Raw genomic sequence first — 11,159 nt, 5'->3', positions numbered from 1 at the left:
ATGGGGGGCTTGGGGGGAAGGGAAACCCCTCCAGCGCTGGCGGAGGGGTTTCCTTTCCCCCCAAACAAACTGCAAATAGTGTTAACAGGCCCTAACGACAGACCGTATGGTGTGAAGCGCTCATGAAGAGCCGGGGACGGGAAACATCCGCACGTCATGCCGGCTGAAAATCCCTGGCGGCGCACAAGGCGGGGATCTTGACGATCCCCTGCCGGCCGCTTCCTCCGGCAATGGCCCAGGCCAGATATTGTTCCAGCGGCTCCCGAAGGGGGAGCGCCTCCACGGGCCCAAGCTGCGCCAGCCGCCGGGCATGAGCATACTGCGGATTGCGTCCCAGTGCCGCATCCAGCCGCCGGGCCAGCAAGCGCGCCTCCCGCATCCCGTATTCCCGCTCGTCCAGCAGAAGACGGTAGGCCGGGCGTCCGTCAGGCTGGGGCTGCAGCAGGGCAAAACCGCGGATGCCTTCAAGACAGCCTGCCACAAAAGCATCCACAAGCTTTTCCCCCACCATGTCGCAGCAGATGCCCTCGCGCCCCAGCAGCCGAATGACCGGCCGCTCTCCGGCGTATCCCGTACACTGCACGTGATCCCCGCACTGATAGCGGTACAGCCCCCCGCTTGTGGTCAGCAGCACGGAGTAGCTTTCTCCGGGCACAAGCTCGCCCCCGCCACGCGCTCGTCCGTCCGCGGCCAGAAATTCCAAAAAGCCGCAGCCCTCGGCCACGCGAGCGCGACCGTCAGGCCCGGGGATCGAAACGACGCCTTCCGTGCACAAAAGCCCCTTGGGCTGAAACGCCGCCTGTGGCAGCAGCGCGCGCAACTGTTCGGCAAAGGGAGCGGCCCAGCCGTCGGCCCAGGCGCTGATCAGCAACGGGCCGGGCCAGAGAACGCGGGTATCTTCATGTTCCAGATACCGTGCCAGCCGCCGCGCCGCGTCCCTATCCGGCGAAAGCCGCCGCCCGGCTAGCGTGCCCCCTTCGCGCAGCAGCGTGTGCAGGCTGTCCCCTTCCTCGCGCAGAAGCCGCAACAGCGTCAGAAAAAAGGTGGGGCTCCACAAAAAAAGAAAGGACAGATCCTCAGCGCGCACGAGATGATACAATGTCGCCAGCCGCCAGCAGGCGGGGTCCTCCAGCTCCGTCACCCACGCCGGGACAACGGAAAGCGACACAATGGGGCCGACGGCCTCCGCCCCGAGATAGGCGCCGTCGGCAACACCCACGGGAATGCCGCCGCGCGTGGCGCAGGGGCGGCGCATGGCCGGACTGACGCACCAGTATGCCCGCCCGGCCGGAGCGTACTGCCGGATCACGGAGGCCAGCCAGGGCAGCATGGCCTGCCGGAAATCGTCCAGGCTCTCACGGCTGTAGGGAACAAGTTTGGCGGTCTGCGCCGCGGCATCGCCGTGCAGACCCGTGCTGCCCGCGGTCAGCTCGAAGGCCGCGGCCCTGCCGGAAAAGAGCACATCCTCCTCCCCGTCGGCCATGCGCTCAATCCGCGTGGCGAACGCCGCGTAATCGCAGGGAGGGACGGCACGCTGAAAGGCGGCCGCCGAACGCAATGAGGCAAAGCCGAAACAACGTCCTGTCTCGGTCGAGGCATTGCGCTCCAGCATGTTCAGGAGCCACTGTTCGGATGAGGGCGCGGGCGGCAGAGCGTCGGCAAGCTGCGTCAGCTTCGCCCAGCAGGCGGCGGGGGAGTTCATATCCGCTTCCCGGCAAAGAAGCGCCGGGCCAGCGGTTGCAGATTGTCGGCATGCAGGCGGCACAGACAGACAAGCTCATCCCCCCGCCGGTATGAAGGATTGCGCCGCAGAAAGTCCTGCACGGCAGGCTTGCGGCATTCCGCCGCGGTAGGCTCGGCAATGTCGGCGGCCAGACAGCCATGTCCGGGAGGAAAGATCAGCAGCCCCCGCTCCGCGTCGTAACAGTCGCCGAAGCGCTGCCGGGCCAGAGCCGCGGCCAGGGGGGCCAGTTCGACGTCGCCGTTCTCCTTGCCGGGAAAATAGCTGCGGGCAAAGACATCCAGATAGCGGAAGGTGCGATGCCCCTTGACGATAAGAAACCAGTAAAGCGGCGTCTCCGGCTGTCGGCGCAGCCTTTCCCCCATGTGGGCCAGCCAGTCGGCCGCCAGACGCTGCTGACCCCAGTGCTCGCGGCTGACCACCGTATCGCCGGAAAAGACGATCTGCCGCCGTTGCCCCTGCCAGTCAAAGAAATAATGCAGCAGCGTGCTGAAGCCGACCAGACTGCCGTCGGCATGGAGGAGCTGGACTTCGTTCTTTTCCCGTAAGTCCTTCCGGAACGTGGCGGCGTCCGTTTCCGCATAGTGACGCAAAAAGATTTCCAGCATCGCCTCGCGGGTCGCCGCATCCAGATCGTCTATCGGCACAAAGAGCGATGAGTAGACAGGCATGACGGTCCTTTCAGCATCTCTCCGATGAGCCGGACTCACCGGAATCTTACTTGTTATCGCCCCCGACCACAAAGGCATGAGGATACAGCCGCTTGAGCATTTCCCGCATGACCTTGGCCTTGGCGGTATCCGGCCACGGCCCCACCTGCACGTTCCAGAGGTTGTTGCTGCCGAAAATGAGCCGCCCGGCGTAGCCCGCCGCGGTGAGCTTGCTGATGAGCCCCTGGGCATTCTGCTTGACGCCGAAAGCCCCCACCTGCACATAGTAGTCGCCCACCACATCGCCATCCTCCCTGATCTGGGGGATGCCGCTCAGGCTCTGGATGCGGACGCGGGCGGTGCCGGCGCCGATGACGCCCAGACGCTGGGCGCAGGCCTTGGAAAGGTCGATGACGCGGTCATCCACAAAGGGGCCGCGGTCATTGATGCGGACGATGAGGGAGCGCCCGTTGGAGAGATTGGTGACGCGCACCTTGGTATCCAGCGGCAGGATCTTGTGGGCCGCCGTCAGAGCGTACTGATTGAAGCGTTCGCCGCTGGCCGTGGTCTTGCCGTGGAAGCCGGGCCCGTACCAGGAGGCCACGCCCTCTTCCACGAAACCGTGGGCGGACTTGAGGGGATAGTAGGTCTTGCCGCGTACCGTATAAGGCTTGGAGCCCGGCACGCCGCCCTTGCGCCAGGAGGAGGAACCGCAGGCGCAAAGCTGGCAGAGGCAGACGACGGCAAGGAAAAGGGCGATGCCGTGGAGGACGCGCCTCATGGGGCCGGGCTCTCCTGACTGGGGTCCGCGGCGTCGAGCGTATGCAGCAGCGATGCGCCCTCCTCGTCCAGTCTGTGCTGCGACTGCGCGCACAGCAGCAGCCGCCTGGCCTCGGCCGGGCGGCCGGCATCCAGCAGGTTCTCCGCCGCCAGCCGGAACAGGCGCTGCGGCCGATCGCCGTAGAGCGCCTGCAAAAGCTCCGCGTACCATTGCCCAAAGGCCCGCCGGGCGATCTCTTCCTCCACGGCGAGCCAGCGGGCCAGATGGCGGTTGCCGCCCTGCCCCTGCAGATAGCGCGTCAGCAGGAAGAGACCATGCCGCAATACATAGAGGATGCGATGCAGCTCACGGGCCGAACTTTCATGCGTCTGGGAAGCCAGCTCGCGCAACGGGTCGTAAAGATCCCCCGTCACCGACGGGGTCCGGGCCAGCTGGGCCAGCCGGCTGGAATAGTGCTGCCGCTGGAAGGCATCTTCCCGCAGCTTGGCGCACTCGTGGAAGGCATAGCCGATGCACCAGTCCAGCAGGGCCTCCACCGGCGTCTGCACCACCACCCCACTGGGAGAGGCGCTGCCCGCGTACTGCCAGAGCAGGATGGCGTCATCGGCGGGCTGCTCCGCCGTCTGGCGGAAAAGATGATGCGCCGTATCCTTGAGCCGCCAGAAGACGCCCTTGCGGTTGACCTCGCCCAGCAGATCCCGCAAGGCCGCGTAGGAGACCAGACCGTCCCGGGTGAACAGGCGGTTCTGCTCCTCGATGCCAAGGTAGACCGTGCAGAAATCCCGCACCAGGTCCCGCACGAAATAGGCCTTGCGGACCAGCAGCCAGCGCTCGCTCACCGGCCTTCCTCTTGCAGCAGCGCTTCAGCCACCCTGATGTCGTAGAGACGAAGGGGATCGGCCTCGGGATTGCGCTCCGCCTGATAGAGGCGCGACGCGCTCTCCAGCACGTCATACGGGACCCAGCCGTGGCGCTCCCAGGCTTCGGGCAGATCCTGCCGCCAGAGACGGAAGGCCACGCTGCCGTCCGGCTCGCGCCGCACATAGACGCGTACGCCGGGATTCCCGGCCTGCGGATGATAGTAAAGGCCCAGCGTATCCTTCATGCGGGTATCCTCTGTTGCGGTGTTGGCCTGCCGATGCGCGCGCCCGCAGGCTGCGGCGACAGGCCATGTATAGCCTCAAAGGCCGGAGCTTGCCAAGTGTGCCCCGCGCCGGGCCGGAAAATTTTGTGAAAAAAAAGTCGTACACGGTCAGCGGTTGTGTTCCTCGAAAAAATACGTTATAGGCGGCAGAGAAAGAGTTGCCCTGAATGCCGCCCGCAACCGGCATTCCCGTTTCCCCGGCACAGGCTGCGGATGGGGGAGCGACACACGTTCCCCTTGGGCGATTCCGGCGTGAAAAAAATGGCAATCGGCGCCCGCGGGCCTGCCGCGGCCATTTCGGAGCACACGTTCCGCACACGCATGAAGGCACATCACGCAACGCCGTGATACACAAAAACCATGTGGAGGTATGGCAATGGCGAAACATGCAACCCCCCTGTTGGACCAGCTGGAAAGCGGCCCCTGGCCGAGCTTCGTGTCCGACATCAAACAGGAAGCGGCCAACCGCGCCGCCAATCCGAAGGGCCTCGACTATCAGATCCCGGTCGACTGCCCCGAAGATCTGCTCGGCGTTCTTGAGCTCTCCTATGAAGAAAAGGAAACCCACTGGAAGCACGGCGGCATCGTGGGCGTGTTCGGTTACGGCGGCGGCGTCATCGGCCGCTACTGCGACCAGCCCGAAAAGTTCCCCGGCGTGGCCCACTTCCACACCGTGCGCGTGGCCCAGCCCGCCGCCAAGTACTACCACAGCAAATTCCTGCGTGACCTGTGCGACATCTGGGATCTGCGCGGTTCCGGCCTGACCAACATGCACGGCTCCACCGGCGACATCGTGCTGCTCGGCACCCAGACCCCGCAGCTGGAAGAAATCTTCCACGAACTGACCCACAAGATGAACGTGGACCTCGGCGGTTCCGGCTCCAACCTGCGTACCCCCGAAGCCTGTCTCGGCCAGTCCCGCTGCGAATACGCCTGCTACAACACGCAGGACATGTGCTACCAGCTCACCATGGACTATCAGGACGAGCTGCACCGCCCGGCCTTCCCCTACAAGTTCAAGTTCAAATTCGACGGCTGCCCCAACGGCTGCGTCTGTGCCATGGCCCGCTCCGACTTCGCCGTGGTCGGCACCTGGAAGGACGACATCAAGATCGACCAGGACGCCGTGAAAGCCTATGTGGGCGGCGAATTCAAGCCCAACGCCGGCGCTCACTCCGGTCGTGACTGGGGCAAGTTCGACATCCAGAAGGAAGTCGTGGACCTCTGCCCCTCCAAGTGCATGAGCTGGGACGGCTCCAAGCTCTCCATCAAGACCGCCGACTGCGTGCGCTGCATGCACTGCATCAACACCATGCCCCGCGCCCTGCACATCGGCGACGAACGCGGCGCCAGCATCCTCGTGGGCGCCAAGGCCCCGGTGGTGGACGGCGCCCAGATGGGTTCGCTGCTCGTGCCCTTCATCTCCTGTGAAGCTCCCTATGACGACGTCAAGGAAGTCATCGAAAAGATCTGGGACTGGTGGATGGAAGAAGGCAAGAACCGCGAACGCGTGGGCGAAACCATGAAGCGCCTGTCCTTCCAGAAGCTGCTGGAAGTGACCGACACCGAAGCCGCCGCCTACCACGTCAAGGAACCCCGCTCCAATCCGTACATCTTCTTCAAGGAAGAAGAAGTGCCCGGTGGCTGGGATCGCGACCTTGCTGCCTACCGCAGCCGTCATCAACGCTAGTTTAAGGGGGAGAAGAACATGGCTTTTATTTCTTCCGGGTACAATCCCGAAAAACCGATGGAAGGCCGCATCACCGACATCGGCCCCCACAAGTACGACGAATACTTCCCGCCGGTCATCAAAAAGAACTTCGGCAAATGGCTCTACCACGAAATTCTTGAGCCCGGCGTGCTGCTGCATGTGGCCGAAAGCGGCGACAAGGTGTACACCGTCCGCGTGGGCGGCACCCGCACCATGTCCATCACCAACATCCGCGAGATCTGCGACATCGCCGACAAATACTGCGGCGGCTATGTGCGCTGGACCACGCGTAACAACATCGAATTCATGGTGGAAGACGAAGCTACCATGAAGGCCCTGCGCGACGACCTGAACTCCCGCAAGTTCGCCGGCGGCTCCTACAAGTTCCCTGTGGGCGGCACCGGCGCCGGCGTGAGCAACATGGTCCACACCCAGGGCTGGGTGCACTGCCACACCCCGGCCACCGACGCCTCCGGCCCGGTGAAATGCGTGATGGACACCGTGTTCGAAGAATTCAAGAACATGCGTCTGCCCGCCCCGGTGCGCATCGCCCTGGCCTGCTGCATCAACATGTGCGGCGCCGTGCACTGCTCCGACATCGGCCTTGTGGGCATCCACCGCAAGCCGCCCATGATCGACCATCAGTGGGCCGACAAGCTCTGCGAAATCCCGCTGGCCGTGGCCGCCTGCCCCACCGCCGCCGTGCGTCCCACCAAGGTGGAATACAACGGTGAAAAGGTGAACTCCGTGGCCATCAAGCAGGACCGCTGCATGTACTGCGGCAACTGCTACACCATGTGCCCGGCCCTGCCCATCTCCGACGGCGAAGGCGACGGCATTGCCATCATGGTCGGCGGCAAGGTGTCCAACCGTATCACCATGCCCAAGTTCTCCAAGGTGGTCGTGGGCTACATTCCCAACGAACCGCCGCGCTGGCCCACCCTTACCAAGACCGTCAAGCACATCCTTGACGTCTACGCCGCCAACGCCAACAAGTACGAGCGTCTGGGCGACTGGGCCAACCGCATCGGCTGGGAATCCTTCTTCAAGCTTACCGGTCTGAAGTTCACCCACCACCTCATCGACGACTTCCGCGATCCCGCCTATTACACCTGGCGTCAGAGCACCCAGTTCAAGTTCTAGTCCAGGTTCGATTCAACCCCGGCGGCGCACAGCGCGCCGCCGGGACAGGAGACTGAAATGGCTGACAAAGACGTGATCATCGACTTCCTCAAGAGCAAGTCCGCCGCCAAGTCCAAGTTCTACTTCAAGGACTTCACGGACCTCTTCCCCGACAAGGGTCCCCGGGAAGTGAAAAAGCTGCTCACCCAGCTGGTCAATGAAGAAGTGCTGGAATTCTGGTCCTCCGGTTCCACCACCATGTACGGTCTCAAGGGCGCCGGCAAGCAGTCCCACGCCGAAGGCGAAGACTAGTCGGCCGCCTGCGCGCATTGCCCGCAATGCCGCGGACCTCTCGACCTCTTACAAGAATTGCCGCAACGCAAGTTGTGGCATTTCTTTTTGAGAGGCGTACCAGCCGGAGCATCCGCCTCCGGGCAATGCCCGATGACGCGACAGGCTCCGCCTGCCATCCGGGCCGCGCGTCCCCCCGGGAGCTCCGCCCGCTCCCGACATCGCCGCACAAGGAGAACAACCATGCTGACGGATGTTGAACAGAGACTACTGGGGATGTGCGCACAGCTCGCCATCAAGACGCAGCTTGCCGGGGAAGACAGGAGACAGCCCCCCGCCCTGCCGCCCAAACTGGCCCAGAGCACGCTGGCAAAGTCGCTTGGGTCCTTCGTGACGCTCAAGATCAAGGGGCGTCTGCGGGGCTGCATCGGCACTATGATCGGGCATGAGCCACTCTTTCGCAACGTCTGGCGCATGGCCCGCGCGGCCGCCTTCGCGGACTTGCGCTTCCCGCCGCTGCGCCCCGAGGAATTCGAACAGATTGACATCCATATTTCCGTCCTGGGCCCGCTCAGCCCCTGCCCGTCCATCGATCAGATCGAGATCGGCAGACACGGGCTTTTGCTGGAACTGGACGGCAGCAGCGGCGTTTTTTTGCCGGAAGTGCCCGTGGAGCAGGGCTGGAACAAACAGGCCTATCTGGAAAACCTCTGCCTCAAGGCCGGGCTGCCTTCCAAAAGCTGGCGCAATGAACGCGCCCACCTTTACTGGTACGAGACGTTTTCCTTCGATGTGCCGCGCGAAAACGCGCCGAAGCCGGCAGCGGAACCGGCACAGGCCCCCAACGGCGCGCCAGAGCCGGCTGACCGGCCGTAAAGGGGCCAGCCCCGCCGCAAATGCCGGAGCGTTTTCACCTTGCCGTGACATACGCAGCCCTTGCGGGGCGCACGGCACGCGCACCGTCTCGCCGCCAGACGAAAAAAACGCAAAGCGGACAGCGCGCAAACAAGCCGCGGCCAGCAAGCCCGCAAGGCGACCTCCCGAGCGCTGCCCCGCCAGCAGACAAACAGCGCCGTCGCCCTCTCCCGAGGACGGCGGCGCTGCAAGATTTTCATCCGGGTGACGGCCTTACGCCGTGACCGTCAGGCGCAGAAAGCGCTTCTTGCCGAGTTTGATCACATACTCGCCGGGGGCAAGGGCGGACAGGGCGTCATCGCAGCGAGCGCCGTCCACGGAGAGCGCGCCTTCCTTGATGAGGCGCTTGGCCTCGCCACGGCTCTTGACCAGCCCGGCGGCTTCCAGGAAGGCCGGGGGGGTGCTGTCCTCGCCGTGGGCGCAGGTATGGGTCGGGGCGTCATCGGGCACGCCGCCGCCGGCGAAGACGGCATTGAAGCCCATGCGGGCCTCTTCCGCCGCCGCCGGGCTGTGATAGCGGCTCACCATCTCACAGGCGAGCTGTTCCTTGGCGGCCTTGGGATGCACCCGGCCTTCGGCCACATCGGCCTTGAGGGCGGCGATCTCTTCCAGGGAGAGCGACGACAGCAGCTCGTAGTAGCGCCACATGAGCTCGTCGGAAACGGCCATGACCTTGCCGAACATCTCCGACGGCGGCTCGTCGATGCCGATGTAGTTGCCGTAGCTCTTGGACATCTTGCGTACGCCGTCCAGACCTTCCAGCAGCGGCAGCGTCAGGATGCACTGGCTCTCCATGCCGTACTGGGCCTGAAGCGTGCGGCCCACCAGCAGGTTGAACTTCTGGTCCGTGCCGCCCATCTCCACATCGGTCTTGAGCGCCACGGAATCATAGCCCTGGCAGAGGGGGTAGAGAAATTCGTGGATGGAAATGGGGCGCTGCTCGCGGTAACGCTTCTCGAAGTCGTCGCGTTCCATCATGCGGGCCACGGTGTAGCGCGAGCAGAGGCGGATGAAGTCCGCCGCGCCCATCTTGCCCAGCCAGTGGGAGTTGAACTCCACCAGCGTCTTTTCGGGATCAAGGATCTTGAAGAGCTGCTTCTTGTAAGTCTCGGCGTTGGCCGCCACCTGCTCTTCCGTCAGCGGGGGGCGCGTCTCCGAACGACCGGAGGGGTCGCCGATGCGGCCCGTGAAATCCCCGATGAGGAAGATGACGGTATGCCCCAGCTCCTGAAAGTGCCGCATCTTGTGCATGACCACCGTGTGCCCGAAGTGCAGATCAGGCGCTGTGGGGTCAAAGCCGACCTTCACCCGCAGGGGCGTACCACGTTCCAATTTCTTCCGCAGCTCTTTTTCGTCGACGAGCTCGGCCACACCGCGCTTGATGACGGCCATCTGCCGATCAATATCCAGCATCGATTTCTCCTGAGGTAGAGTCCTGCCGCCGTCCCGTTCCGGGCGCAACAGCGCCATGACCATACGTCGGGCCTGCCGCGACTGTCAAACGACAACAGGAGGAGCGCGGTGAAGAAAAGGGCGCCGCGCCGCTGCGCGGGCCCCTTCTCTACATCAGACCGAGCAGCTGATGGACGCGATTCTCGTTGAGTCCGCCGTGCACGGCAACGGCCGCCATGTAGTCGGCGCCGATGAGGTTGATGGTGTCGTCCAGCACCATGTCGGCTTCCTCGTCGGGGAGCAGATACGGAGAGGAGAAGCTGACGGCGTCGCGCATGGCCGCAGGGGCCGAACCTTCATCATCCGTTTCAGGCAGCTGGAAAATATAATTGGGACTGACGGTAATGCCGGAGACTTCCATGATCCACATCCTTTGTTTGCGCCTGGGCGGCTGTTTTTTCCAGTCAAAGACGGTTGCCCAGAATGCAGCAAAAAGGATGCCAAAAGAAAAACTCCGGTGAGGGACGCGGCTGCCCCCCTCCCTCACCGGAAAAATCGCGGGCATCGCCCCCGCCAAAGGCAGTTTTTTCCCGTTTGTGCCGGACAACGGGCCTCGGCTCACCGCCCCCGGGCGGACAGCCCCGGGCAGCGGCCGAAGATGACGAGCTCCAGCCAGTCCAGCCCGAAGTCCAGAGTGGCCTCGTCAGCAAAGAGCACATCCTCCGCCCGCTGAGGGGAGATCTCCACATGCTCGAAGAGCTTCTTTTCCTCGATGAGCGCCCGGAAGGCGTCGAGCTGATACAGGCAGAGCAGAGCCAGTGTGGCCAGCTGCGGTTCCAGCGGCTTGCCTGTGGCGCCCACCATGCTCATCAGCCGCATGTAGCGGTCATTGAAGGCATTATAAGGCGGCAGCCCCTGGTCTTCCTGCCAGCGCTGCGGCGTCCATTCCTGCGTGCCGGCGAAGCCGCGGCAATGCGGCTCCCGCACCAGGAAGTGCCGCTCCTCCACGCCCTGCCGGCCCAGACGACTGCCCCGGCCCAGCGGATAGCTGCGGCAGGCCGCGGGCCGTGCGGCATAGACCGCGCAGCCCTCCGGGCCCACGAAGGGACAGGGCAGCGTCTCCACATCGTCCATATTGAGGAAGGGCAGGGGAAAACCCGTATCAGGGAAAGTGCGCACCGTGGCGTAGCGCTCCAGAAAGCTCTCGCCGTCCATGCCGAGGAAGCGGCACAACCCCATGACGTCGTAAGGGGTGAGCGGCAGGGCCAGGTCGTGACAACAGCGATTGAAGCAGGGCACGCCGGGATGGCAGGAAAAATGGAACGTACTGTCCGGGGCCAGCTCCTCAAGCCCGTCGGGCAGAGGGGACGCGCCGTCGGCGGAAGGGGAAAATTCATCGCTCATGGCATCTC

At 64.1% G+C, this 11,159-nt stretch carries 12 protein-coding genes; 4 read left to right on the top strand and 8 right to left on the bottom strand.

The window, feature by feature from the left end; translation table 11 throughout:
* Positions 1-154: 154 nt before the first annotated feature.
* From Q0J54_RS00700 to Q0J54_RS00680, 5 genes are read right to left on the bottom strand one after another with little or no spacing between them, the layout of a single operon-like run.
* Positions 155-1,702 carry a GH3 auxin-responsive promoter family protein gene (locus tag Q0J54_RS00700; RefSeq protein ID WP_296303359.1) on the bottom strand — a complete coding sequence of 516 codons (1,548 nt, stop codon included), beginning with the start codon at positions 1,700-1,702 and terminating at the stop codon, positions 155-157.
* Complete coding sequence (locus Q0J54_RS00695; protein ID WP_296303358.1) at positions 1,699-2,412, bottom strand: hypothetical protein; 714 nt, start codon at positions 2,410-2,412, stop codon at positions 1,699-1,701. The genes Q0J54_RS00700 and Q0J54_RS00695 overlap by 4 nt, the downstream gene beginning before the upstream one ends.
* Before the next feature lie 46 nt (positions 2,413-2,458).
* Entirely contained in the window at positions 2,459-3,172 is a 714-nt protein-coding gene (locus Q0J54_RS00690) for a septal ring lytic transglycosylase RlpA family protein (protein ID WP_296303357.1), read from the bottom strand.
* On the bottom strand, positions 3,169-4,011 hold the full coding sequence (locus tag Q0J54_RS00685; protein ID WP_296303356.1) for a hypothetical protein: 843 nt from the start codon (positions 4,009-4,011) through the stop codon (positions 3,169-3,171). Before Q0J54_RS00685 ends, Q0J54_RS00690 begins: the two co-directional genes overlap by 4 nt.
* Positions 4,008-4,277: a hypothetical protein gene (locus tag Q0J54_RS00680; protein ID WP_296303355.1), complete on the bottom strand. Its 270-nt coding sequence runs from the start codon at positions 4,275-4,277 to the stop codon at positions 4,008-4,010. Before Q0J54_RS00680 ends, Q0J54_RS00685 begins: the two co-directional genes overlap by 4 nt.
* A 415-nt stretch (positions 4,278-4,692) precedes the next feature.
* On the opposite strand from Q0J54_RS00680, the gene dsrA reads away from it, so the two are divergent.
* The 4 genes from dsrA to amrA all read left to right on the top strand — a co-directional run bounded on the left by dsrA (position 4,693) and on the right by amrA (position 8,316).
* Positions 4,693-6,006: a dissimilatory-type sulfite reductase subunit alpha gene (dsrA, locus tag Q0J54_RS00675; protein WP_296303354.1), complete on the top strand. Its 1,314-nt coding sequence runs from the start codon at positions 4,693-4,695 to the stop codon at positions 6,004-6,006.
* Positions 6,007-6,024: 18 nt separating this feature from the next.
* Complete coding sequence (dsrB, locus tag Q0J54_RS00670; protein WP_296303353.1) at positions 6,025-7,170, top strand: dissimilatory-type sulfite reductase subunit beta; 1,146 nt, start codon at positions 6,025-6,027, stop codon at positions 7,168-7,170.
* Positions 7,171-7,227: 57 nt separating this feature from the next.
* Positions 7,228-7,461 (top strand): dissimilatory sulfite reductase D family protein, encoded by a 234-nt coding sequence (locus tag Q0J54_RS00665; RefSeq protein WP_296303352.1) that lies wholly within the window; start codon positions 7,228-7,230, stop codon positions 7,459-7,461.
* A gap of 222 nt (positions 7,462-7,683) precedes the next feature.
* Complete coding sequence (gene amrA / locus Q0J54_RS00660; protein WP_296303351.1) at positions 7,684-8,316, top strand: AmmeMemoRadiSam system protein A; 633 nt, start codon at positions 7,684-7,686, stop codon at positions 8,314-8,316.
* A 252-nt stretch (positions 8,317-8,568) separates the two neighbouring features.
* Here the strand turns inward: amrA and tyrS are convergent, their stop codons facing one another.
* From tyrS to Q0J54_RS00645, 3 genes are all read right to left on the bottom strand, one after another.
* Complete coding sequence (tyrS, locus tag Q0J54_RS00655; protein ID WP_296303350.1) at positions 8,569-9,768, bottom strand: tyrosine--tRNA ligase; 1,200 nt, start codon at positions 9,766-9,768, stop codon at positions 8,569-8,571.
* 148 nt (positions 9,769-9,916) lie between these two features.
* The gene (locus Q0J54_RS00650) at positions 9,917-10,168 is read right to left on the bottom strand and encodes a hypothetical protein (protein WP_296303349.1); all 252 of its coding nucleotides are present in this window, start codon (positions 10,166-10,168) and stop codon (positions 9,917-9,919) included.
* A 197-nt stretch (positions 10,169-10,365) separates the two neighbouring features.
* Complete coding sequence (locus Q0J54_RS00645; RefSeq protein WP_296303348.1) at positions 10,366-11,151, bottom strand: YkgJ family cysteine cluster protein; 786 nt, start codon at positions 11,149-11,151, stop codon at positions 10,366-10,368.
* Positions 11,152-11,159 lie beyond the last annotated feature (8 nt).

Origin of the sequence: uncultured Desulfovibrio sp. (assembly GCF_944324935.1) — a bacterium.
Taxonomy (GTDB): domain Bacteria; phylum Desulfobacterota; class Desulfovibrionia; order Desulfovibrionales; family Desulfovibrionaceae; genus Desulfovibrio.
The sequence above is the reverse complement of the archived record's forward strand: the minus strand, read 5'-3'. Positions and strand labels throughout refer to the sequence as shown.

Coding starts and splice junctions, on each gene's coding strand:
- Q0J54_RS00700 (WP_296303359.1), bottom strand. CDS start 1,702: ATGAACTCCCCCGCCGCCTGCTGGGCGAAGCTGACGCAGCTTGCCGAC.
- Q0J54_RS00695 (WP_296303358.1), bottom strand. CDS start 2,412: ATGCCTGTCTACTCATCGCTCTTTGTGCCGATAGACGATCTGGATGCG.
- Q0J54_RS00690 (WP_296303357.1), bottom strand. CDS start 3,172: ATGAGGCGCGTCCTCCACGGCATCGCCCTTTTCCTTGCCGTCGTCTGC.
- Q0J54_RS00680 (WP_296303355.1), bottom strand. CDS start 4,277: ATGAAGGATACGCTGGGCCTTTACTATCATCCGCAGGCCGGGAATCCC.
- dsrA (WP_296303354.1), top strand. CDS start 4,693: ATGGCGAAACATGCAACCCCCCTGTTGGACCAGCTGGAAAGCGGCCCC.
- dsrB (WP_296303353.1), top strand. CDS start 6,025: ATGGCTTTTATTTCTTCCGGGTACAATCCCGAAAAACCGATGGAAGGC.
- Q0J54_RS00665 (WP_296303352.1), top strand. CDS start 7,228: ATGGCTGACAAAGACGTGATCATCGACTTCCTCAAGAGCAAGTCCGCC.
- amrA (WP_296303351.1), top strand. CDS start 7,684: ATGCTGACGGATGTTGAACAGAGACTACTGGGGATGTGCGCACAGCTC.
- tyrS (WP_296303350.1), bottom strand. CDS start 9,768: ATGCTGGATATTGATCGGCAGATGGCCGTCATCAAGCGCGGTGTGGCC.
- Q0J54_RS00650 (WP_296303349.1), bottom strand. CDS start 10,168: ATGGAAGTCTCCGGCATTACCGTCAGTCCCAATTATATTTTCCAGCTG.
- Q0J54_RS00645 (WP_296303348.1), bottom strand. CDS start 11,151: ATGAGCGATGAATTTTCCCCTTCCGCCGACGGCGCGTCCCCTCTGCCC.